The sequence below is a fragment of the Neobacillus drentensis genome, from assembly GCF_021560175.1.
Taxonomy (GTDB): Bacteria; Bacillota; Bacilli; order Bacillales; family Cytobacillaceae; genus Neobacillus; species Neobacillus drentensis_A.
Genome location: NZ_CP091110.1, coordinates 366,236 through 391,743, shown reverse-complemented (window position 1 = coordinate 391,743; position 25,508 = coordinate 366,236). Strand labels below are relative to the sequence as shown.

Here is a 25,508-nt window from a genome sequence, read left to right as displayed (position 1 = left end):
ATATATAGAAGAAGTAAAAACGAGTTTGTTCGCTTAAAAAATATGGTTAAGTCCTCGATCGATTAGTATCAGTCAGCTCCACATGTCACCACGCTTCCACCTCTGACCTATCAACCTGATCATCTTTCAGGGATCTTACTAGCTTGACGCTATGGGAAATCTCATCTTGAGGGGGGCTTCATGCTTAGATGCTTTCAGCACTTATCCCGTCCGCACATAGCTACCCAGCGATGCCTTTGGCAAGACAACTGGTACACCAGCGGTGCGTCCATCCCGGTCCTCTCGTACTAAGGACAGCTCCTCTCAAATTTCCTGCGCCCACGACGGATAGGGACCGAACTGTCTCACGACGTTCTGAACCCAGCTCGCGTACCGCTTTAATGGGCGAACAGCCCAACCCTTGGGACCGACTACAGCCCCAGGATGCGATGAGCCGACATCGAGGTGCCAAACCTCCCCGTCGATGTGGACTCTTGGGGGAGATAAGCCTGTTATCCCCGGGGTAGCTTTTATCCGTTGAGCGATGGCCCTTCCATGCGGAACCACCGGATCACTAAGCCCGACTTTCGTCCCTGCTCGACTTGTAGGTCTCGCAGTCAAGCTCCCTTGTGCCTTTACACTCTACGAATGATTTCCAACCATTCTGAGGGAACCTTTGGGCGCCTCCGTTACTCTTTAGGAGGCGACCGCCCCAGTCAAACTGCCCACCTGACACTGTCTCCCACCCCGATCAGGGGTGCGGGTTAGAATTTCAATACAGCCAGGGTAGTATCCCACCGACGCCTCCACCGAAGCTGGCGCTCCGGCTTCTCAGGCTCCTACCTATCCTGTACAAGCTGTACCAAAATTCAATATCAGGCTACAGTAAAGCTCCACGGGGTCTTTCCGTCCTGTCGCGGGTAACCTGCATCTTCACAGGTACTATAATTTCACCGAGTCTCTCGTTGAGACAGTGCCCAGATCGTTACGCCTTTCGTGCGGGTCGGAACTTACCCGACAAGGAATTTCGCTACCTTAGGACCGTTATAGTTACGGCCGCCGTTTACTGGGGCTTCGATTCAGAGCTTCGCTTGCGCTAACCCCTCCTCTTAACCTTCCAGCACCGGGCAGGCGTCAGCCCCTATACTTCGCCTTGCGGCTTCGCAGAGACCTGTGTTTTTGCTAAACAGTCGCCTGGGCCTATTCACTGCGGCTCTTCGAGGCTATGAACCCCAAAGAGCACCCCTTCTCCCGAAGTTACGGGGTCATTTTGCCGAGTTCCTTAACGAGAGTTCTCTCGCTCACCTTAGGATTCTCTCCTCGCCTACCTGTGTCGGTTTGCGGTACGGGCACCTTGAATCTCGCTAGAGGCTTTTCTTGGCAGTGTGGAATCAGGAACTTCGGTACTAAATTTCCCTCGCTGTCACAGCTCAGCCTTCACGAGAAGCGGATTTTCCTGCTTCTCAGCCTAACTGCTTAGACGCGCATATCCAACAGCGCGCTTACCCTATCCTCCTGCGTCCCCCCATCACTCAAACGATTCTTTGGTGGTACAGGAATATCAACCTGTTGTCCATCGCCTACGCCTTTCGGCCTCGGCTTAGGTCCCGACTAACCCTGAGCGGACGAGCCTTCCTCAGGAAACCTTAGGCATTCGGTGGATGAGATTCTCACTCATCTTTCGCTACTCATACCGGCATTCTCACTTCTAAGCGCTCCACCAGTCCTTACGGTCTAGCTTCAACGCCCTTAGAACGCTCTCCTACCACTGACATCGTAGATGTCAATCCACAGCTTCGGTGATACGTTTAGCCCCGGTACATTTTCGGCGCAGAGTCACTCGACCAGTGAGCTATTACGCACTCTTTAAATGGTGGCTGCTTCTAAGCCAACATCCTGGTTGTCTAAGCAACTCCACATCCTTTTCCACTTAACGTATACTTTGGGACCTTAGCTGGTGGTCTGGGCTGTTTCCCTTTTGACTACGGATCTTATCACTCGCAGTCTGACTCCCACGGATAAGTCTTTGGCATTCGGAGTTTGTCTGAATTCGGTAACCCGATGAGGGCCCCTAGTCCAAACAGTGCTCTACCTCCAAGACTCTAACTACGTGAGGCTAGCCCTAAAGCTATTTCGGAGAGAACCAGCTATCTCCAAGTTCGATTGGAATTTCTCCGCTACCCACACCTCATCCCCGCACTTTTCAACGTGCGTGGGTTCGGGCCTCCATCCAGTGTTACCTGGACTTCACCCTGGACATGGGTAGATCACCTGGTTTCGGGTCTACGACCACATACTCATTCGCCCTATTCAGACTCGCTTTCGCTGCGGCTCCGTCTCTTCAACTTAACCTTGCATGTAATCGTAACTCGCCGGTTCATTCTACAAAAGGCACGCTATCACCCATTAACGGGCTCTAACTACTTGTAGGCACACGGTTTCAGGAACTATTTCACTCCCCTTCCGGGGTGCTTTTCACCTTTCCCTCACGGTACTGGTTCACTATCGGTCACTAGGGAGTATTTAGCCTTGGGAGATGGTCCTCCCTGCTTCCGACCGGATTTCACGTGTCCGGCCGTACTCAGGATCCACTCAGGAGGGAACGAAGTTTCAACTACAGGGCTTTTACCTTCTATGACGGGTCTTTCCAGACCGCTTCATCTACCCCGTTCCTTTGTAACTCCATGTTGAGTGTCCTACAACCCCAAGAGGCAAGCCTCTTGGTTTGGGCTAATCCCGTTTCGCTCGCCGCTACTTAGGGAATCGCGTTTGCTTTCTCTTCCTCCGGGTACTTAGATGTTTCAGTTCCCCGGGTCTGCCATCAATACCCTATGTATTCAGGTAAAGATACTGTTCCATTACGAACAGTGGGTTCCCCCATTCGGAAATCTCCGGATCAAAGCTTACTTACAGCTCCCCGAAGCATATCGGTGTTAGTCCCGTCCTTCATCGGCTCCTAGTGCCAAGGCATTCACCGTGCGCCCTTTCTAACTTAACCTAAAAGGTTTTACTCTATATTAATAGAGAGAAAAACTAAAATGGCGATTTCACTCGGTTTTTACTTGGTTTCTTCTATACGATTATCTAGTTTTCAAAGAACGAAATTTCTTGAGAGATTGCACTCTCAAAACTAAACAAACAAAAAGCAGTCAACTTCTTATCAGTCCATAAGGACTGCATTATCCTTAGAAAGGAGGTGATCCAGCCGCACCTTCCGATACGGCTACCTTGTTACGACTTCACCCCAATCATCTGTCCCACCTTAGGCGGCTGGCTCCTTACGGTTACCCCACCGACTTCGGGTGTTACAAACTCTCGTGGTGTGACGGGCGGTGTGTACAAGGCCCGGGAACGTATTCACCGCGGCATGCTGATCCGCGATTACTAGCGATTCCGGCTTCATGTAGGCGAGTTGCAGCCTACAATCCGAACTGAGAATGGTTTTATGGGATTGGCTAGGCCTCGCGGCTTTGCTGCCCTTTGTACCATCCATTGTAGCACGTGTGTAGCCCAGGTCATAAGGGGCATGATGATTTGACGTCATCCCCACCTTCCTCCGGTTTGTCACCGGCAGTCTCCTTAGAGTGCCCAACTGAATGCTGGCAACTAAGAACAAGGGTTGCGCTCGTTGCGGGACTTAACCCAACATCTCACGACACGAGCTGACGACAACCATGCACCACCTGTCACTCTGTCCCCCGAAGGGGAACGTCCTATCTCTAGGAGTGTCAGAGGATGTCAAGACCTGGTAAGGTTCTTCGCGTTGCTTCGAATTAAACCACATGCTCCACCGCTTGTGCGGGCCCCCGTCAATTCCTTTGAGTTTCAGCCTTGCGGCCGTACTCCCCAGGCGGAGTGCTTAATGCGTTAGCTGCAGCACTAAGGGGCGGAAACCCCCTAACACTTAGCACTCATCGTTTACGGCGTGGACTACCAGGGTATCTAATCCTGTTTGCTCCCCACGCTTTCGCGCCTCAGCGTCAGTTACAGACCAGAAAGCCGCCTTCGCCACTGGTGTTCCTCCACATCTCTACGCATTTCACCGCTACACGTGGAATTCCGCTTTCCTCTTCTGCACTCAAGTCCCCCAGTTTCCAATGACCCTCCACGGTTGAGCCGTGGGCTTTCACATCAGACTTAAAGGACCGCCTGCGCGCGCTTTACGCCCAATAATTCCGGACAACGCTTGCCACCTACGTATTACCGCGGCTGCTGGCACGTAGTTAGCCGTGGCTTTCTGGTTAGGTACCGTCAAGGTACCGGCAGTTACTCCGGTACTTGTTCTTCCCTAACAACAGAGCTTTACGACCCGAAGGCCTTCATCGCTCACGCGGCGTTGCTCCATCAGACTTTCGTCCATTGTGGAAGATTCCCTACTGCTGCCTCCCGTAGGAGTCTGGGCCGTGTCTCAGTCCCAGTGTGGCCGATCACCCTCTCAGGTCGGCTACGCATCGTCGCCTTGGTGAGCCGTTACCTCACCAACTAGCTAATGCGCCGCGGGCCCATCTGTAAGTGTCAGCCGAAACCGACTTTCAGCTTTTCCTCATGAGAGGAAAAGGATTATCCGGTATTAGCACCGGTTTCCCGGTGTTATCCCAGTCTTACAGGCAGGTTGCCCACGTGTTACTCACCCGTCCGCCGCTAATCTTCCAGAACAAGTTCTGAAAGATTCGCTCGACTTGCATGTATTAGGCACGCCGCCAGCGTTCGTCCTGAGCCAGGATCAAACTCTCCATGAAAGTTGATTTAGCTCATTTTGTTACGTTGGCTCATGTTCATCCTATATAATAGAAGAAACATGATAATTTATTGTTTGTTGACGTTTTTGTTTGTTTAGTTTTCAAAGAACAATGTCACCAAAAGCGGCAGGAATACTATCATATCGCACTTCTAACATTCTATCAATCATCAATTTTTTCCAATTGACTTGTTCAGTTTTTGAAGAGCAACTTAATCATCATAACACCATCGGTGTTAACTTACAATAGAAAGTATTTCCAATAAAAATCAGGGAAAAGAAAAGACAGAAAGGTAAATTCCTGTCCTTCGCCTGGCAACGTCCTACTCTCACAGGGACAAAGTCCCAACTACCATCGGCGCTGAGAAGCTTAACTTCCGTGTTCGGTATGGGAACGGGTGTGACCTTCTCGCCTTAATTACCAGACTATTTAATTGAAAGAAGTTCATTCTTTCAAAACTAGATAATGTAGAAGAAATGTTGTAAAAACGAGTTACATCGCTTTAAAACTTGGTTAAGTCCTCGATCGATTAGTATCAGTCAGCTCCACATGTCGCCACGCTTCCACCTCTGACCTATCAACCTGATCATCTTTCAGGGATCTTACTAGCTTGACGCTATGGGAAATCTCATCTTGAGGGGGGCTTCATGCTTAGATGCTTTCAGCACTTATCCCGTCCGCACATAGCTACCCAGCGATGCCTTTGGCAAGACAACTGGTACACCAGCGGTGCGTCCATCCCGGTCCTCTCGTACTAAGGACAGCTCCTCTCAAATTTCCTGCGCCCACGACGGATAGGGACCGAACTGTCTCACGACGTTCTGAACCCAGCTCGCGTACCGCTTTAATGGGCGAACAGCCCAACCCTTGGGACCGACTACAGCCCCAGGATGCGATGAGCCGACATCGAGGTGCCAAACCTCCCCGTCGATGTGGACTCTTGGGGGAGATAAGCCTGTTATCCCCGGGGTAGCTTTTATCCGTTGAGCGATGGCCCTTCCATGCGGAACCACCGGATCACTAAGCCCGACTTTCGTCCCTGCTCGACTTGTAGGTCTCGCAGTCAAGCTCCCTTGTGCCTTTACACTCTACGAATGATTTCCAACCATTCTGAGGGAACCTTTGGGCGCCTCCGTTACTCTTTAGGAGGCGACCGCCCCAGTCAAACTGCCCACCTGACACTGTCTCCCACCCCGATCAGGGGTGCGGGTTAGAATTTCAATACAGCCAGGGTAGTATCCCACCGACGCCTCCACCGAAGCTGGCGCTCCGGCTTCTCAGGCTCCTACCTATCCTGTACAAGCTGTACCAAAATTCAATATCAGGCTACAGTAAAGCTCCACGGGGTCTTTCCGTCCTGTCGCGGGTAACCTGCATCTTCACAGGTACTATAATTTCACCGAGTCTCTCGTTGAGACAGTGCCCAGAATCGTTACGCCTTTCGTGCGGGTCGGAACTTACCCGACAAGGAATTTCGCTACCTTAGGACCGTTATAGTTACGGCCGCCGTTTACTGGGGCTTCGATTCAGAGCTTCGCGTGAGCTAACCCCTCCTCTTAACCTTCCAGCACCGGGCAGGCGTCAGCCCCTATACTTCGCCTTGCGGCTTCGCAGAGACCTGTGTTTTTGCTAAACAGTCGCCTGGGCCTATTCACTGCGGCTCTTCGAGGCTATGAACCCCAAAGAGCACCCCTTCTCCCGAAGTTACGGGGTCATTTTGCCGAGTTCCTTAACGAGAGTTCTCTCGCTCACCTTAGGATTCTCTCCTCGCCTACCTGTGTCGGTTTGCGGTACGGGCACCTTGAATCTCGCTAGAGGCTTTTCTTGGCAGTGTGGAATCAGGAACTTCGGTACTATATTTCCCTCGCTGTCACAGCTCAGCCTTCACGAGAAGCGGATTTTCCTGCTTCTCAGCCTAACTGCTTAGACGCGCATATCCAACAGCGCGCTTACCCTATCCTCCTGCGTCCCCCCATCACTCAAACGATTCTTTGGTGGTACAGGAATATCAACCTGTTGTCCATCGCCTACGCCTTTCGGCCTCGGCTTAGGTCCCGACTAACCCTGAGCGGACGAGCCTTCCTCAGGAAACCTTAGGCATTCGGTGGATGAGATTCTCACTCATCTTTCGCTACTCATACCGGCATTCTCACTTCTAAGCGCTCCACCAGTCCTTACGGTCTAGCTTCAACGCCCTTAGAACGCTCTCCTACCACTGACATCGTAGATGTCAATCCACAGCTTCGGTGATACGTTTAGCCCCGGTACATTTTCGGCGCAGAGTCACTCGACCAGTGAGCTATTACGCACTCTTTAAATGGTGGCTGCTTCTAAGCCAACATCCTGGTTGTCTAAGCAACTCCACATCCTTTTCCACTTAACGTATACTTTGGGACCTTAGCTGGTGGTCTGGGCTGTTTCCCTTTTGACTACGGAATCTTATCACTCGCAGTCTGACTCCCACGGATAAGTCTTTGGCATTCGGAGTTTGTCTGAATTCGGTAACCCGATGAGGGCCCCTAGTCCAAACAGTGCTCTACCTCCAAGACTCTTACTACGTGAGGCTAGCCCTAAAGCTATTTCGGAGAGAACCAGCTATCTCCAAGTTCGATTGGAATTTCTCCGCTACCCACACCTCATCCCCGCACTTTTCAACGTGCGTGGGTTCGGGCCTCCATCCAGTGTTACCTGGACTTCACCCTGGACATGGGTAGATCACCTGGTTTCGGGTCTACGACCACATACTCATTCGCCCTATTCAGACTCGCTTTCGCTGCGGCTCCGTCTCTTCAACTTAACCTTGCATGTAATCGTAACTCGCCGGTTCATTCTACAAAAGGCACGCTATCACCCATTAACGGGCTCTAACTACTTGTAGGCACACGGTTTCAGGAACTATTTCACTCCCCTTCCGGGGTGCTTTTCACCTTTCCCTCACGGTACTGGTTCACTATCGGTCACTAGGGAGTATTTAGCCTTGGGAGATGGTCCTCCCTGCTTCCGACCGGATTTCACGTGTCCGGCCGTACTCAGGAATCCACTCAGGAGGGAACGAAGTTTCAACTACAGGGTTTTTACCTTCTATGACGGGCCTTTCCAGACCGCTTCATCTACCCCGTTCCTTTGTAACTCCATGTTGAGTGTCCTACAACCCCAAGAGGCAAGCCTCTTGGTTTGGGCTAATCCCGTTTCGCTCGCCGCTACTTAGGGAATCGCGTTTGCTTTCTCTTCCTCCGGGTACTTAGATGTTTCAGTTCCCCGGGTCTGCCATCAATACCCTATGTATTCAGGTAAAGATACTGTTCCATTACGAACAGTGGGTTCCCCCATTCGGAAATCTCCGGATCAAAGCTTACTTACAGCTCCCCGAAGCATATCGGTGTTAGTCCCGTCCTTCATCGGCTCCTAGTGCCAAGGCATTCACCGTGCGCCCTTTCTAACTTAACCTAAAAGGTTTTACTCTATTTAATAGAGAGAAAAAACTAAAATGGCGATTTTACTCGGTTTTTACTTGGTTTCTTCTATACGATTATCTAGTTTTCAAAGAACGAAATTTCTTGAGAGATTGTACTCTCAAAACTAAACAAACAAAAAGCGGTCAACTACTTATCAGTCCATAAGGACTGCATTATCCTTAGAAAGGAGGTGATTCCAGCCGCACCTTCCGATACGGCTACCTTGTTACGACTTCACCCCAATCATCTGTCCCACCTTAGGCGGCTGGCTCCTTACGGTTACCCCACCGACTTCGGGTGTTACAAACTCTCGTGGTGTGACGGGCGGTGTGTACAAGGCCCGGGAACGTATTCACCGCGGCATGCTGATCCGCGATTACTAGCGATTCCGGCTTCATGTAGGCGAGTTGCAGCCTACAATCCGAACTGAGAATGGTTTTATGGGATTGGCTAGGCCTCGCGGCTTTGCTGCCCTTTGTACCATCCATTGTAGCACGTGTGTAGCCCAGGTCATAAGGGGCATGATGATTTGACGTCATCCCCACCTTCCTCCGGTTTGTCACCGGCAGTCTCCTTAGAGTGCCCAACTGAATGCTGGCAACTAAGAACAAGGGTTGCGCTCGTTGCGGGACTTAACCCAACATCTCACGACACGAGCTGACGACAACCATGCACCACCTGTCACTCTGTCCCCCGAAGGGGAAAGTCCTATCTCTAGGAGTGTCAGAGGATGTCAAGACCTGGTAAGGTTCTTCGCGTTGCTTCGAATTAAACCACATGCTCCACCGCTTGTGCGGGCCCCCGTCAATTCCTTTGAGTTTCAGCCTTGCGGCCGTACTCCCCAGGCGGAGTGCTTAATGCGTTAGCTGCAGCACTAAGGGGCGGAAACCCCCTAACACTTAGCACTCATCGTTTACGGCGTGGACTACCAGGGTATCTAATCCTGTTTGCTCCCCACGCTTTCGCGCCTCAGCGTCAGTTACAGACCAGAAAGCCGCCTTCGCCACTGGTGTTCCTCCACATCTCTACGCATTTCACCGCTACACGTGGAATTCCGCTTTCCTCTTCTGCACTCAAGTCCCCCAGTTTCCAATGACCCTCCACGGTTGAGCCGTGGGCTTTCACATCAGACTTAAAGGACCGCCTGCGCGCGCTTTACGCCCAATAATTCCGGACAACGCTTGCCACCTACGTATTACCGCGGCTGCTGGCACGTAGTTAGCCGTGGCTTTCTGGTTAGGTACCGTCAAGGTACCGGCAGTTACTCCGGTACTTGTTCTTCCCTAACAACAGAGCTTTACGACCCGAAGGCCTTCATCGCTCACGCGGCGTTGCTCCATCAGACTTTCGTCCATTGTGGAAGATTCCCTACTGCTGCCTCCCGTAGGAGTCTGGGCCGTGTCTCAGTCCCAGTGTGGCCGATCACCCTCTCAGGTCGGCTACGCATCGTCGCCTTGGTGAGCCGTTACCTCACCAACTAGCTAATGCGCCGCGGGCCCATCTGTAAGTGTCAGCCGAAACCGACTTTCAGCTTTTCCTCATGAAAGGAAAAGGATTATCCGGTATTAGCACCGGTTTCCCGGTGTTATCCCAGTCTTACAGGCAGGTTGCCCACGTGTTACTCACCCGTCCGCCGCTAACCAACAGGAGCAAGCTCCTATTGGTTCGCTCGACTTGCATGTATTAGGCACGCCGCCAGCGTTCGTCCTGAGCCAGGATCAAACTCTCCATGAAAGTTGATTTAGCTCATTTTGTTACGTTGGCTCATGTTCATCTAATATAATAGAAGAAACATGATAATTTATTGTTTGTTGACGTTTTTGTTTGTTTAGTTTTCAAAGAACAATTTCTAAAATCACTTCCGTAAGAAGCAACTCTATTAATATACCATGTCGTTTATTCAAAGTCAACAACTTCTTTTTCAACGTTATGTTGTTAACGTCTTTCAACGACCGCTAAAATATAATACCATCATCCTCCGTATTGGTCAATACTAATTTTCACTTTTTCTCCTATCAACCCTATCTTCTAACCAGCCTGGAAGCATATATATTATAGAAAGAAGCCGACCATTAGGCCGGCTTCTTAGTAAAACTTACTTTGTAATCTTAACAATTCCTTCTTGCTTGATATTAACTTGACCTGACTTCTCAAGTACCACTTTTTCGCCTTCGGCTAAGTTCGTGAAGACAATCGGAGTAATCGTTGAAGTTGCATGTTCTTTTATATAATTAATATCGAACTTCAAGAGCGGTTGACCTTGCTCAATAATTTCATTTTCTGTTACCAGTGTTTCAAAACCTTGACCTTTTAGGTTAACCGTATCAATACCCACATGGATAAGGATCTCACGTCCTGTATCTGAGAGGATTCCAATCGCATGTTTAGTTGGGAACAAATTAACAATCTTACCGTTTACAGGCGATACTACCATACCTTCTGAAGGTACAATTGCAAAACCATCACCCATCATCTTACCAGCAAATACTTGGTCAGGAACTTCGGTAATCTGCTTAATTTCCCCTTTTAATGGTGCAGCAAATACTTCATTTTGACGTGCAGCTTGCATTACATCAGTAGTTGTTGTTGACTGAGTCTGCTGTTGTTCTGGCGCCGCTGCACGAGGGCGTTTCCCTGACATAATATCTTTCATTTGTCCTTTAATCGTTTCAGAACGCGGGCCAAAGATTGCTTGAATATTGTTACCTACCTCAAGCACACCTGCAGCACCAAGGCGTTTTAATTCATCTTTATTTACATTTTTAATATCTTTTACCGAAACACGAAGACGTGTAATACACGCATCAAGATTTGCGATATTATCCCTGCCGCCCATAGCATCTAAAATATTAGAAGCTAAATCGCCTCCAGCAGCTTTTCCTGTTGTTCGTTGTCCTTCTTCCTCTTCTAACTCACGACCTGGTGTTTTTAAATCAAACTTACGAATCGCAAACCGGAAACCAAAGTAGTAAATAACCGCAAACACAAGACCAACCGGAATTACAAGCCACGCATGTGTCTGTGGATTGATTAAACCAAATAGAATATAGTCAATTAAACCACCGGAGAATGTCATCCCGATTTTTACATTTAATAAATGCATGACCATAAATGATAAACCAGCAAAAATAGCATGGATACCAAACAAAACTGGTGCAACGAAAAGGAATGAGAACTCAATTGGTTCAGTAATACCAGTTAAGAAAGCTGTTAGACCTGCAGACGCCATCAAACCACCAACAAATACTTTCTTTTCTGGTTTTGCTTCATGATAAATCGCTAATGCAGCAGCCGGTAAACCAAACATCATGAATGGGAATTTACCAGTCATAAATGTACCAGCAGTAAGATTTTTCACGTGGTCTGAAATTTGAGCCATAAAGATCCGTTGGTCACCATGAACAACTTGACCGGCTTTTGTAGTATAGGATCCGAACTCAAACCAGAATGGTGAATAGAAAATATGATGTAGCCCGAATGGAATTAATGCACGTTCAATAACCCCGAAAATAAAAGCAGATAGAGTTAGGTTGGCATTTACCATGTTGTTCGAGAATGCATTTAATCCAGACTGAATTGGCGGCCAAATCACCAACATAAGTAAACCAAGAATAATTGCTAAACCAGCAGTGATAATTGGAACGAAACGTTTTCCTGCAAAAAATCCTAAATAGGACGGAAGTTCAATTTCAAAAAACCTGTTGTACATAGAAGAAGCTAGAATACCAACGATAATCCCGCCGAATACTCCTGTTTGAAGAGTTGGAATACCAAGAACACTAACATGGCTTGTTCCGTTAATCGACTTTGCATCAAGACCTAAAACAGTACCCATTGTTACGTTCATGATTAAGTAACCGATAATCGCGGCTAAACCAGCTGTTCCTTCTCCGCCGGCCAAACCAACCGCAACACCAACCGCAAATAACAACGGTAAGTTACCAAAAACAATATCCCCGGCATTTTTCATAACAGCTGCAACCATTGCAACCCCACTATTATCTAGCCAAGGCGCTAGGTTTAGTAATGCCGGATTCACCAAAGCTGCACCTAACGCGAGCAAGATTCCGGCAGCTGGTAATAGCGCAACCGGCAACATTAGTGCTTTACCGACTTTTTGTAAAGTACCAAAAGCGTTTTTCATATCAATGACCTCCTGAATTTTTTAGCTCATAAAGCGGTTACACATTAGATAAAAAAACAACAAAAAAGGCATGAGCAAAAGAGTACTATTAAAATAAAGTTTAGGTTTAGAATACCCTAAAAACTTCATTTTAATTAATACTTTTCACTCATGCCTGATCGAATCAGTAACACGTAAAAAATAATAAGTGCTATTTAAATTTGTTTTGAAGTCTTTGCAAATGCATCGTCAGATAGACGGCTTCTGCATCAAAGACCTTCTTTTTTAATGTTTGCTGCATCACTTTAATGAGCTTCCATGAGAGATTATAACACACTGGATATTCAACTTTCAATAGGTTTGCAATTTTTTCTGGTTCTTCTACTTTTTCCGCCTTTACCACGCGTTCGATAGCGAAGCGTAGATGACGGACAAGCCTCATGTAATCAATACTTTCTTTATCTATTTCAATATCAAATTGATCCTCTACCATCTCAACCAATCGGCTGACAAGCTGAGAATGTTGATTTACATCCGATAAATCTTTATTGGTCAGTGCACTATGGATGTGCAAGGCAATAAATCCGATCTCACCTACGGGAAGGTGTATTCCTGTTCTTTCACCGATGTATTCTACCACAGTTGAAGCGATTTCATATTCATGGCGATAAAGTGCCTTTGTTTCAACTAAAAATGGATTCCTCATTTCCATTCCTTTTGATGCTCTTGTTAGAGCAAACATTAAATGGTCAGTGAGGGCCACATGAATATGTTCATTTAGATCTGTGCGTGTCCGCTGTTTAATCAAATCAATCGCAGAAATGATGACTTCTAGATAGTCCGTATCAATAAATGGCAGTAACTTAATATAATTTTCCTGCTCTTTTTCATCCCTCAGAACAAAAAGCTTTTCAACCGTTTCTGTTTCTATATAGTCGCCTCGTTTGCGATTAAACCCGATGCCTTTGCCAATTAAAACGACTTCTTCATAAGAAGGATGTTCAGCAATAAGTACATTGTTATTTAACACCTTATCAATTCGTAAGTTTGCCAAACCCTCACCTCCAGTCTACCAATTTTACCATTAATATTTTCATGTTAAAAGAGGTGATGATGGAAGTCAACGACATTGTTCGACAAAATTATGTCTACCTAAAAAAAGAGAACTGTTTTAATTACAGTTCCCTCGGAAGTTTTGATTTATTTGAAGATAAAATATAAAACAAAGATTACAAAGAATAAGTACATGATTGGGTTAATCTCTTTTATGCGTCCCTTTACAATCATTGTAATCGGGTAGAAAATAAACCCTACTGCAATCCCGGTCGCAATACTGTATGACAATGGCATTGCAATCATCGTTAAGAAAGCAGGAACGGCAATTTCAAACCTTTTCCAATCAATATTTCCTAATGACGATACCATTAATACCCCAACAATGATTAAAGCTGGTGCTGTTACAGATGATGTAACCACTGATAATAACGGAAAGAAAAAGATTGATAAGATAAATAGTCCAGCAGTTACTAACGATGCAAATCCTGTTCTTGCTCCAGCAGCAACACCTGCAGATGACTCAATGTACGATGTTGTAGTGGAAGTACCCAAAATTGCCCCAACAGTTGACGCAATTGAATCTGAAATTAACGCGCGGCCGGCACGTGGCAGCTTATTGTCTTTCATAATTCCTGCTTGGTTTGCTACCGCTACAAGCGTACCTGCATTATCAAAGAAGTCAACAAACAAGAACGTTAAGATAATGCCAAGCATGGATGTCGTATAAAACGAACTGTCACTAAAGGAAGAAAAAGCTGCACCAAACGTAGGCGCTAAACTTGGAACAGTGTCTACCACTTTAGTCGGCATCTTAATCTCACCAAAAATCATACCCACAATAGCAGTGATAACCATACCATAGAAAACAGCCCCATTAATGCCTCTTGTCATCAAAATGACTGTTATAATAATCCCAAAAATAGCTAAAAGTGTAGGACCTGAAGTTAAATCTCCTAAACCAACAAGTGTTGCATCATTATTAACAATAATCTTCGCATCTTGTAAGCCGACAAAGGTAATAAACAAACCAATACCTGCCCCAACTGCATGTTTTAGATCAACTGGTATGGCGTTAATAATTTTTTCACGTAGACCTGTAAGTGTTAATAATAAGAAAAAGATTCCGGAAATTAAAACTGCACCGAGTGCATGCTGCCAAGGAATACCGCTTCCTAAAACAACAGTATAAGCAAAGAAAGCATTTAAACCCATACCCGGCGCTAATGCCAGTGGATACTTCCCAAGTAGACCCATTACGATCGACCCAAGGGCAGATGCGAGGGCTGTCGCCACAAATACTGCTCCATAATCCATTCTTAATGCATCTGGATAATCTTTTATAGATGCTAGCGATAACGTTAATGGGTTAACTACTAAAATATAAGCCATTGCTAAGAAGGTAGTTAATCCTCCGATAAATTCACGGCGATAATTGGTGCCATGTTTCTCAAACTCAAAGTATTTCTGCATTTTCTTTTCCCCCTATAACTCTTTCCTTTATTATGCAAAAAAATGCTCCGGCATATTCTACCGGAGCATGACTATAGGCATGTGCAATAACTAGAGGAAAAGAATGCCTCTTTATTAAACACTGCCTCGTAGTCAAGCCATTTACGGTGGCTCGGTAGAAACTTCTGGGCCATATTCCCAAGATTATACGATGCAATTATTGTTCTCTTAATTCCTTTTTTATTTTAACAAGAAAGTCGAAAGTTGTAAATAAAAAATACGAACGATAAGATAAAAAAAAATATCATCGTTCGTATTTTTGTTTATTAATACCAATTTTCATCATAAAGCAACATAATTCGACATAATCACTATGACCTTCCGTGTTTCTATTCCTCTGTAGTTAACAAAAAAGACGAGCCTTTTATCCGGCTCGTCTTATACTTTTGCCCTTAATCAAGGCCAATCCGCTTTTTAGTTTACTCCCATTCAATTGTTGCAGGCGGCTTGCTGGTAATATCATAAACCACTCGGTTTACGTGTGCCACCTCGTTAACAATCCTAGTGGAGATTAATTCTAATACATCCCATGGAATACGTGCCCAATCGGATGTCATCCCATCAATGGATGTTACCGCGCGGATCCCAATTGTATAATCATAGGTCCTAGCATCCCCCATAACACCTACACTGCGGATATCCGGCAGAACGGTGAAGTATTGCCAAATTTCGCGGTCAAGCCCCGCCTTTTTAATCTCTTCGCGTAAAATCCAATCCGATTCACGGACAATTTCAAGCTTATCGTCTGAGATGGCTCCTAACACCCGAATTCCAAGACCAGGACCAGGGAATGGCTGACGCCAAACAATATCATCAGGAATGCCTAGTTCCGTACCTAAGGCACGAACCTCATCCTTAAATAAAGTATTGAGCGGTTCGATTAATTTAAATTGCATGTCCTCTGGAAGACCGCCAACATTGTGATGCGATTTAATGGTTTGTGCTGTTGCTGTTCCACTTTCAATGATATCCGTATAAAGGGTACCTTGCGCTAAAAACTCGATTCCTTCAAGTTTTGTTGCTTCATCATCAAACACATAAATAAATTCATTGCCGATAATTTTTCGCTTTTTCTCCGGATCTGAAACGCCCTCTAATTTTGAAAGGAATCGTTCCTTTGCATCGATTTTAATGACGTTCATATGGAAGCCTTCAGAGAAGGTCTTCATAACACTCTCCGCCTCATTTTTACGAAGCAGCCCGTGGTCGACAAAGATACAGGTTAATTGATCGCCAATCGCTTTATGAATTAACACAGCCACAACGGAAGAATCGACTCCGCCGCTAAGTGCACAAAGAACTTTTTTGTCACCAACTGTTTCACGAATCTTCGCCATTTCCGTCTCAATAAAGTTTTCCATGGACCAATTCCCAGTGCACTCACAAACTTTAAACACAAAATTCTTGAGCAATTCATTTCCATAAACAGAATGACGTACCTCAGGATGAAATTGAACCGCATAAAGTTTACGATTCTCATCACTCATCGCTGATATTGGACAAGATGGGCTTGTACCATTAACGGTAAAGCCTTCTGGTGCTTCCACTACTAGGTCCCCATGGCTCATCCAAACAGTCTGCTCACTAGGCAGATCGGCAAATAAAGTAGTTGGATGTTCAAGGACCATGGTTGCCTTGCCATACTCACGCTGCTGCGCTTTTTCAACTTTCCCGTTAAAGTGGACAGTCATTAACTGCATTCCGTAACAAATCCCTAGTATTGGCAGACCCATTTCGAAAATCGCCTCGTCACAGCGGAACGAATTCTCATCATAGACACTGTTTGGACCACCAGAAAAGATAATCCCCTTTGGATTCATTTTACGAATTTCCTCCGCTGTAATCGTATGCGGATGCAGTTCACTGTACACACCAAATTCACGTATTCTCCGTGTAATCAGCTGATTATATTGGCTTCCGAAATCTAATACAACAATTAAATCTTGCTTCTCCGTCAAAATAGCCACCCCTCAATTTCTAAATAATAATACTAGCTTATACAATTAAGCGGAAAAATAAAAAAAACTAGAATTCTCCTCCCAACATAAACAGGAAGGCAGAATTCTAGTTATCTCGCAAAAGTATCACTAAAAAAATTCCGCCTTCATAGTCAGGCCATTTACGGCAGCCCGGTAGAGACTCTCGAACCCTATTTTCGAGGATATATGAAGGTATTCATACCCTATTAGAAAAGCGCAAGGCGCCTGTTTATCGGCGACAAGCACAAGACGAGCCGGCAGGAAGGTTGGTTTTCACCTTCATGACGGATTGACTTGTGACCTCGAGCCGATGGCGCCTGGAGCTAGACATTGAATTAAGACTTATTGTAACAATAAGGCGTTTTTCCGGTCAAGCGATTGTCCTTTTAATTAAATTTTCCCACAATTCACGCGTTTCTTTCCAAGTCCCTTTTGGAAGACTCTGGTGATAAAGATATTGTTCATAGCGGGCGGTTATACGGGTCATTTCTCTGGTTGCAAAAAACGTATCAATATAACGCGCGTAACTGCGGAGTGTTTGATTTTCTTTTCGCTTAAGTCCATACCGTTCTAATTGAATTAATAAAAGCAGATACGCAGAGCCAATATTTTCATCCTTTTTCTTGAACCGATATAAGAATAAGATTAAATATGGAACCCACCGCCCGCGCCAACGGTAAAGGAGGAACGCCGCTCCCGCTAGGAGAAGCATGCTAAATAGAATCCGCCCCCCATGCAGTTTCACCTCGTTAACGACCGTTTTTATCCCTGTTGATGGGTTAGAAACCCTCTTTGTCGTTTGCGGCTTTTTTTCTTCCTTCTCAGATTTTTTCACGGACGGCTGTGTGATTGGCTGGCTATTTACCACAGCATTGTCTTTACTATCATGATTAATAGTAAGTTCATTCGAAAAACCAATTGTCGGCTCAAAAGGCACCCAGCCTAAATTCGGCAAAAAAACTTCCACCCATGAATGGGCATTATTATTCGTCACTTCATAGAAGAGCTTAGAGGAACCCTCATCATTATACGCCTGAAACTCACCGCCAGTGTAGCCCTTTACCCAGCGTGTAGGAATACCGATCGTTCTCAGCATGACCGCCATAGAAGTGGAAAAGTTATCACAGTAGCCCCTTTTTGTTTCAAACAAGAATTGATCAACATAATCATCCTTCTCACCAGGCATAGCCACTTTTTTCTGATCATAGAGATAACCGGAATTCCCAAAATATTGTTCAACTGCCTTTGCCTTGTCGTACCAGTTCGTCTTTCCCTTTGTAATCTCTTCTGTCAATTCTTTTACCCGCGGCGGCAAATTAGTTGGCAGCATCGTATATTTCTCATAATAGGCCCTGTTCATTTCAACAGGAAACGCGGTTGTCTTCATTAATTCTGAAGCTTTATATTTAGGGATATCAAATTCAACCATAAACGTTTGCGGAACTACAGGTTGTTGATCGTTGGTAACAAAGCTAATTTTCCCGTTGTTCCCATCAACCAAAAACTGATTTGAATTTTGGTTAGAAGGCTGTATGGATAGGATCTTCGTAACACCTGCTGGATACATGATCGTATTAAATTTATAGCTGCCGTTCAAAATCACACGTGCCGTTCCCTTTATTCTTTCCACTTCAGCGGGAATGGAATAAATGGGAATCAGATCGTCTTTTTTAAAAGAGCTAAATGTTACCCCTGAGGCAATCCAGCCCTTTCCTGTATACATATCTTTCGTTTCCATCTTCCAATAATTCTCTCCATTACCTTCATAAGCAAAAACAGCCCTGTCATCACCAACAAACGGACCCCCTAAGGCCTGATCATCTGTACTATATCCGATTCGGTGCAAGCCTGCTTTAGGACTTGAGGTTCCTGACTTATCGTTTTTAGCTGTTAGGTATGGAACGGGATCAGGCCAGATTGGCGCTGCTTTTGGTGCAGCCATTCCCACCAAAACACTCACAACTATCATTACTGATAGAGGAATCATCCATTTTCGAATCGATGCTGCGTCATAATCAACCTTCTCTTTTTGGTTAATTCGATAAAAGGTCAGCATCCCCATAACCGCGAACCCCGCCACGACCGTCCGAATAATGGCATTTTTGGCACTATAGGCAGTAAACGTATCCAATACGGTTATAAATACTAAGGTCATAAAGAAAAAAATAAAGATCCGCTGCCTTCTTAAGAGCCAGTAATTAATTAAGTACACCATTAGGGCTAACAGGAGAAAAAACAACAGGGTCCGGAATTCATTGGAAAGGTCGTACCATTGTCTGCTGAGAAGCAAGCGGATATTATCCTTACAATCCCTGATGAAGGATGATAACCAGCTGAGATTTAAAAGTCCTCCCTCATAGTGAAGATGGTGGATGGAAAAGAGAATAAAATTGAGCATCAGAAGCGTTTGCCAAATTACTTTGATATTCAGGAAGGATGCTGTAAAAGAAATGATTAAAAAAACAATAAAGATCCCCATATTACTAGTATCGGTTAATTGCTTGATTGGACGAAGCCATTCCCATAACAGAAAAAAGCTGAACACGTATAAAAGAAAGGACGGACTATCCTTTTTCATATCCGGAAACTCACCTCCGAAAAGGCTGTCCTTTGTTCTCCCTCATTCACCATGATGATTCGGATCCCACGGGCACTGGCAAGCGAAATCAAAGAGCGTTCATTGTCTGATGCTGTTTCCTTATGACCCTTGATAAGAAAAAGGGTAATCGAACCTTTTCTTTGCCCCAAAAGACTAGCCTTTTCGAGTAACGATTTTGTCAACTGTGCTGTGATCAGGATGAAGGAAACGGATTGTTGGATAAACAGCATCTCTGTTTCAATCACTTTATCAAACGACCTTATACTTTTTGCCTCCACTTTTGCCAGATGATAGAAGAGCTGCCTAAGCTGTGCTTCCCCACCGTTAATGGGAAAGTATGCCCGATCCTTACTATAGGTTAAAAGGCCTGTCTGTGCCCCCTTCTTTAACACCGCTCGAACAAGCGAAGCTGTATAGGACACAACAGCTTCAAAACACCGCTCTGGAACACAGTCCATTAATACAAAAACATCATGTGAATGCCGCTGTTCAAATTCCTTTGTCATGATTTCATTACGCTTTGCTGATGCTTTCCAATTAATCCACGAGAAACGGTCCCCCGGCTGGTAATCCCGAACCCCAACTGCCATGGAAGTATCGCGCTGGACTCGTTCTCTTGATGCCGTAAGGCCTTGGTCATATTGGTTTTCAAATGGCTGGTAGAACAGCTCGGAATAGGCAGGGTAAACCATAATTTTCCCTTCTTGAACAAACGTCTTATCTTTTTCAAATAAGCCTAGCGGATCGCCAATTTTAATCGTAAAAGAATTAAAAAAATGTTCACCGCGCGGCAGTTCCTCGATCATGTATTCATAAGAAAATTCCTTTTTCACCCCCGGCAGGATGAGGCTCTTTGTTTTCTTTTTTTGTTGGGCTGATTTTAGCGGTTCATTTACATGATCTTCGATGAGCAGAAAAAATAAGGGAAAGGCATTGGACCGCTTCACCTTTACCGTCACCTTTAATGTTTCGCCAGCATTAAAATCAGTTTTTGGCAAAATCCTCGTGATTTCTAGTTCATTTAAGGAATAAAAGGATAAGGCCATACAGTAAAGAGCAAATGGCAAAAAGCTATAAAATAAAAACCAGCTGACAAATCCTCCTTCGAACATGGCATATGAAAAAGTGAGGAGAATGAGAATAAGCAAGAGAATGAATTTCCATACCTTTCTTAACAGAATCCATCGTTTTTTCATGATTATTTCACTAGCCTTTGAACCGGTACAGGTACTCTCGAAACCACTCGGTTGACAATTTCCTCTGCAGAAATTCCCTCAAATTTTGCCTCTGACTTTAAAATAATCCGATGTGATAAGACAAAAGCGGCTAAATATTGGATATCATCCGGCAGGACATATTCACGATTGTTCATAAACGCATAGGCCTGGGCTGCTTTCATTAGGGCAATCGATCCCCTTGGACTTGCCCCCAGATAAACACTGCCATGCCCTCTTGTTCGGTTGACAATATCGACGATGTAGCGTTTGATCGTATCATCGACGAAAACATTTTTAATCTCATTTTGTAGAGCAATTAAGCCTTCGAGGTCAATCACTGGTGTAAGCTCTTCGATCGGCGGCACCTTTTGGGCGCGGTTGAGAACTTCCATCTCCTCTTGTAAATCCGGATAGCCCATTTTCATTTTTAGCAGGAAACGATCCAGCTGCGCCTCAGGAAGCGGATAAGTCCCCTCATATTCAATCGGATTTTGAGTAGCCATCACAAAAAATGGCCGGTTCAATTTATGGGTCACCCCATCGATGGTAACGCTCGCTTCTTCCATCCCTTCTAAGAGAGCTGATTGGGTTTTAGGTGATGTCCGGTTGATTTCATCGGCTAGAATAATGTTTCCCATCAGGGGACCCGGCCGATATTGAAATTCCATTTCTTTCGGATTATAAATAGACACTCCGGTTACGTCTGACGGTAAGAGGTCAGGGGTAAATTGGATTCTTCTAAAATTTGCATTCACTGACTTGGCGAGGGCACGAACCATCATCGTTTTCCCGACACCTGGGACGTCTTCGAGCAGCACATGTCCTCCAGCCAGCAGCGCTACAAGACTCAATTCTGCTACATTCCGTTTTCCAATCATAACCTTTTCAATATTTTCTATTATTCTTTCAATGGTTGGATTCACTTGATCAAGGGACAAGGTAATACCTCCTTGCGGTTTAACCGATTTATGGTAATGAACTATGTATTCTCGTTTTTCTGGAAAATTCCTGTATAAAAACATACCTCAAACAATTATTAGACGAATAGATGATTGGCAGTGTTTCAAAAAACTCAGTTAAATAGAAACTATAGATTTTATGCCCCTAATTCAAAAAAGCCCCTCCATACATAATGGAGAGGTCTAGATTTCCAATTACAGGTTGGCCGTATTAAAGGTGTTTCCGCCTTCAATGGTACCGTTTTTAAAGCCTTTATTAAACCAGCGCTTCCGCTGCTCCGAGGTTCCATGAGTAAAACTTTCCGGAACCACATAGCCCTGTGCCTTTTTCTGGATATTATCATCACCTACAGCGTTAGCTGCGTTTAAAGCCTCTTCAATGTCACCCTTTTCGAGATACCCTTTTCCTTCCGCATAGTGGGCCCAAACGCCCGCTAAGTAGTCAGCCTGCAATTCAAATCGAACGGAATAGTCGTTTGTTTTTTTAACGGCTGCTGATACCTGATCCCCAGAATGCAACAGTGTTTGAACATGGTGGCCAACCTCATGGGCTATTACGTACGCCATCGCAAAGTCACCTGGTGCTTTGAATTTGTCTTTCAGTTCCTGATAAAAACTTAAATCAATGTAAAGCTTATGATCACCTGGACAATAAAACGGGCCTACTGCTGCACTAGCTGATCCACAGGCTGACTGGACACTGCCTGTGTATAAAACTAGCTTAGGATTTTCATAAGTGAGTCCTCTTTTCTTGAATTCCTCAGACCATATATCTTCTGTATCAGCCAGGACAACTGAAACAAAATCGGCTTGTTCCTTTTCTTGGGCTGATTCTTGGTATGGAGTATTTGAATCAGCGCCATTGTTTGTTGTCATATTATTGATTAAGTTGCTGGGATTACCGCCAAGAAGCGTAAAGAGGAGAATAATAATGATACTGCCTATACCTCCGCCAATGATTGTTTTGCCACCCATTCCCCTGCGGTCTTCGATATTTGAACTTTCCCGTCTTCCCTTCCATTTCATGATTTTACCTCCCTAAGAATGATAGCCGGTTATTTATTGTGTTATACCCAATTAGAGAGTTTAGAAGTATCAATTTATTTGGGAATCATTAGATTAATTTTCCCTACTAATTACCTGCCTTAATTTTCAATTATTCCTAAATTTAGGAAAAAGGTAGGTTGTTATTTTACTTGATAAAATAATAGAATAACAATGTATGTAAAATACACAAAAAATAATAAATATACACAAATAGGAGGTAAGTAAGTGTGAAGAAAAACAAACAGAGAAAAGTGGCTGCCGGCTTGTTGGTTGTGGGTCTAGTCTCTACTATTCCTTGGACAACTGGTTTTGCTGAGGGGCAAAAATGGACAAACGTGAATACATACGAGGAACAAGAAGCCAGCAAGTTTAATAGTGAAAACTATGGTTTTGTAAAGTTCTCGCAAATCGGCACAAAGCTAAGTACTATTGAGAAACAATCAAACCGTGTGAAAGTAGAAGTCCGCGGAACATCAGCAGATGGAAACCCTCTTTATGTTGTAACCATTGCTGATCCAACCACACAAGGAAAGTTTGGAAAAATACAATCTTTACGAAAACAAATGTTTAAAAATCCAGGTAAGGCGCAGGATTGGATATCCGCTAACCCGGATTTTAAAGTGCCCATTATGATTAACGGCTCTATCCATGGAACAGAGTTTGTAGGAAGTGACGCGGTCCTTCAATTAATCGAACGATTCGCTACTCAGAATGACCAAGAGACCAAAAATATCTTAGCAAACAACATTCTTATTTTTAATGTGGTCCAAAACCCTGACGGCCGTGTCAATGCTACCCGTTTCAACGGGGAAGGAATCGACTTAAACCGTGATTTCATCACCCAATCTCAGCCGGAAACACAGGAAACAGTTGCGCTTATTAAAGAATGGAATCCGATGGTATTCCTTGATACACATGGATATGTAAAAAATTACGCACCAAACCGACAAGGTTTAATTGAACCATGTACACCACCGCATAATCCAAACTATGAGTACGATTTATATAATAAATGGGCTTATAAACAGGCTGAAGCAATGGAAGCAAATATCATGAAAGATAATCCTAACTTTAAAGGCAATCTTTATAAGAGCATGGAAGGTGTCTATATTCCACAGCGTAATGACTCCGCCGGTTGGGATGACTATCCGCCGATTTTCACCCCTATGTATGCAATGTACCACGGGGCCTATGGTCATACACTAGAAGCGCCGACCAATGATTGGGATGGGGTCCGCTGGCAGTATGATGCCATCATGGGTGCACTGAAATTTGCTACTGAAAATAAACAAGCAATGATTGCTGATCAAATTGAAATGTTTAAACGCGGCATTAACTTTGACCATCCTTTCCATCAGGACGGCTTCTTCCCGAAAGCTTATATCCTTCCTGTTGATGAAAAGGACCCAACTGTAACAGATAAAGCCGTTAATCATTTACTGAAAAATGATATTGAAGTAGTACAGGCATCAAAAGATTTTACTGCGGATGGAAAAACCTATCCTAAAGGAACCTATATTGTAAAAATGGATCAGGCTAAGGCAGGATTAGCTAACACGATGCTGTGGGATGGCGAAGACATTACAAATGATACACCAGCTATGTATGATATTTCAGCATGGAGTCTGCCAGAACTTTGGGGTTTCGAAGCAGTGCCGACACAAACTTCGGTTGACGTTACATCAACAAAAGTGAATCAGGTTACGGAGCAAGGTTCTGTTATTGGTAAGGGGCCATTCTTATTACCAAACAGCTCGGTGAAAGCCATTAATCTCGTTAATACATTATTACAGCAAGGGGCAGCTGTAAAGCGTGACACAAAGGGTAACTTCTATACAGACGCAGCGGCTAATAACATTTCTGCAGCTGTAAAAACAGCCGGGCTGAAAGTTGAATCCACAGATAAGATTCCTGCGGATGCCGTTACTTTATCCAGCTTAAAGGTAGCCATTCTTAAAGATGGCGGGATGGGTAAACAACAATCTCATAGTGGAACAAAGCTTGCCCTTAAGCGTCTTGGCTTTGATGTGACTGAAGTAACACCAGTAGAAGCGGCAGAGCAGGGTCTTAACGGATTTGATGTATTTGTTTACAGCGGTACAGAAAGTCTAATTTCTACAAACTTATCAGCTGCAAATAAAGAATTTGGTTTCGAAAATACTGCTCAGCTTGATTCGTTTAAGACTAATCTTACTACATTTGTAAGCAATGGTGGAAAATACGTGGCTGTAGGGGCCGGTGCGTCTAAAGCAACCAAAACACTTGGACTTACGGATGATACCATTAATACCGGTGGTTCTAACAGCAATGGGATTGTAAAGGTCAATTATGAAGGAAGTGGTCTCACTGCAGGTTATAATCAGGATGACCTTGGCTTCGTTTATCGTCCAGTTTGGTACACAGGGACTGACAATGATAAGGTTGTCGCAACCCTCGCAAACTCTGATGATCTCTTCCTAGCAGGACACTGGGCAGGTAATTCTGCCGCCAAAGGTCAGGCTGTCATTGTTAAAGAGCAAGCTAAAGACGTAACCCTAATCGGATTAGAAGCAGGCTTCCGTGATCATACTGATTACTTGTTCCGATTATTATCCAATGCTATTTTTGAAAAATAAGAATAGGCTGAAGGCTTGGTTCAAAATATGAACCAGGCTTTTTAACAGTTTCTCTAAAATGCAAAGCCTGCCCTATAAGCAAAATTCAGTTTTACGTAGATGATTGTAAAAAGGCTTGTCCAACACACTCTTTACGATTTAATACCAAAAAGGAAATGAAGGTCCTGTCGGTCTCCAGGAAGTAGCCGGATAGATCCCCTGACTTGAAATAGGTTGCTGTATATAAGGGTT

9 protein-coding genes, 5 rRNA genes and 2 riboswitches are annotated in these 25,508 nt (G+C 44.7%); of the genes, 1 reads left to right on the top strand and 13 read right to left on the bottom strand.

The genetic code is table 11. The features are described 5' to 3' along the window. Nucleotides 1–42: 42 nt before the first annotated feature. From L1999_RS01875 to ypfJ, 13 genes are all read right to left on the bottom strand, one after another. Nucleotides 43–2,977: ribosomal RNA gene (locus L1999_RS01875) — 23S ribosomal RNA — on the bottom strand. Nucleotides 2,978–3,168: 191 nt separating this feature from the next. Continuing rightward, nucleotides 3,169–4,718 (bottom strand): 16S ribosomal RNA (locus L1999_RS01870). A 309-nt stretch (nt 4,719–5,027) separates the two neighbouring features. Next, a 5S ribosomal RNA gene (gene rrf, locus L1999_RS01865) occupies nt 5,028–5,143 on the bottom strand. Between the two features lie 84 nt (nt 5,144–5,227). Beyond that, a 23S ribosomal RNA gene (locus L1999_RS01860) occupies nt 5,228–8,165 on the bottom strand. 191 nt (nt 8,166–8,356) lie between these two features. Continuing rightward, nucleotides 8,357–9,907 (bottom strand): 16S ribosomal RNA (locus L1999_RS01855). The 16S, 23S and 5S rRNA genes sit together here, the layout of an rRNA operon. A gap of 361 nt (nt 9,908–10,268) precedes the next feature. Continuing rightward, a complete protein-coding gene (gene ptsG / locus L1999_RS01850; protein WP_235741996.1) occupies nt 10,269–12,317 on the bottom strand; it encodes a glucose-specific PTS transporter subunit IIBC in 2,049 nt (682 codons plus the stop codon). 190 nt (nt 12,318–12,507) lie between these two features. Next, on the bottom strand, nt 12,508–13,350 hold the full coding sequence (glcT, locus tag L1999_RS01845; RefSeq protein ID WP_235741995.1) for a glucose PTS transporter transcription antiterminator GlcT: 843 nt from the start codon (nt 13,348–13,350) through the stop codon (nt 12,508–12,510). 146 nt (nt 13,351–13,496) lie between these two features. Continuing rightward, nucleotides 13,497–14,822 (bottom strand): NCS2 family permease, encoded by a 1,326-nt coding sequence (locus tag L1999_RS01840; RefSeq protein WP_235741994.1) that lies wholly within the window; start codon nt 14,820–14,822, stop codon nt 13,497–13,499. A 109-nt stretch (nt 14,823–14,931) separates the two neighbouring features. After that, nucleotides 14,932–15,033, bottom strand: a riboswitch (purine riboswitch). A 247-nt stretch (nt 15,034–15,280) separates the two neighbouring features. Further along, the gene (guaA, locus tag L1999_RS01835; protein WP_235741993.1) at nt 15,281–16,819 is read right to left on the bottom strand and encodes a glutamine-hydrolyzing GMP synthase; all 1,539 of its coding nucleotides are present in this window, start codon (nt 16,817–16,819) and stop codon (nt 15,281–15,283) included. Between the two features lie 129 nt (nt 16,820–16,948). Next, nucleotides 16,949–17,050: riboswitch (purine riboswitch) on the bottom strand. 160 nt (nt 17,051–17,210) lie between these two features. Beyond that, a complete protein-coding gene (locus L1999_RS01830) occupies nt 17,211–19,418 on the bottom strand; it encodes a DUF4129 domain-containing transglutaminase family protein (protein WP_235741992.1) in 2,208 nt (735 codons plus the stop codon). Beyond that, nucleotides 19,415–20,635, bottom strand: coding sequence for a DUF58 domain-containing protein (locus L1999_RS01825; protein ID WP_235741991.1), 1,221 nt, complete (start codon nt 20,633–20,635; stop codon nt 19,415–19,417). The genes L1999_RS01830 and L1999_RS01825 overlap by 4 nt, the downstream gene beginning before the upstream one ends. A gap of 2 nt (nt 20,636–20,637) precedes the next feature. Continuing rightward, nucleotides 20,638–21,594: an AAA family ATPase gene (locus tag L1999_RS01820; RefSeq protein ID WP_235741990.1), complete on the bottom strand. Its 957-nt coding sequence runs from the start codon at nt 21,592–21,594 to the stop codon at nt 20,638–20,640. Between the two features lie 216 nt (nt 21,595–21,810). After that, a complete protein-coding gene (gene ypfJ / locus L1999_RS01815) occupies nt 21,811–22,641 on the bottom strand; it encodes a KPN_02809 family neutral zinc metallopeptidase (protein ID WP_235741989.1) in 831 nt (276 codons plus the stop codon). A 248-nt stretch (nt 22,642–22,889) separates the two neighbouring features. Here ypfJ and L1999_RS01810 point away from each other — a divergent pair, with 248 nt between their 5' ends. Beyond that, nucleotides 22,890–25,277 carry a M14 family zinc carboxypeptidase gene (locus L1999_RS01810; protein ID WP_235741988.1) on the top strand — a complete coding sequence of 796 codons (2,388 nt, stop codon included), beginning with the start codon at nt 22,890–22,892 and terminating at the stop codon, nt 25,275–25,277. Nucleotides 25,278–25,508 lie beyond the last annotated feature (231 nt).

Bases quoted from the DNA above. Each gene is read 5' to 3' on its own strand.
- ptsG (WP_235741996.1), bottom strand. From the start codon at position 12,317: ATGAAAAACGCTTTTGGTACTTTACAAAAAGTCGGTAAAGCACTAATG.
- L1999_RS01840 (WP_235741994.1), bottom strand. From the start codon at position 14,822: ATGCAGAAATACTTTGAGTTTGAGAAACATGGCACCAATTATCGCCGT.
- L1999_RS01830 (WP_235741992.1), bottom strand. From the start codon at position 19,418: ATGAAAAAGGATAGTCCGTCCTTTCTTTTATACGTGTTCAGCTTTTTT.
- L1999_RS01825 (WP_235741991.1), bottom strand. From the start codon at position 20,635: ATGAAAAAACGATGGATTCTGTTAAGAAAGGTATGGAAATTCATTCTC.
- ypfJ (WP_235741989.1), bottom strand. From the start codon at position 22,641: ATGAAATGGAAGGGAAGACGGGAAAGTTCAAATATCGAAGACCGCAGG.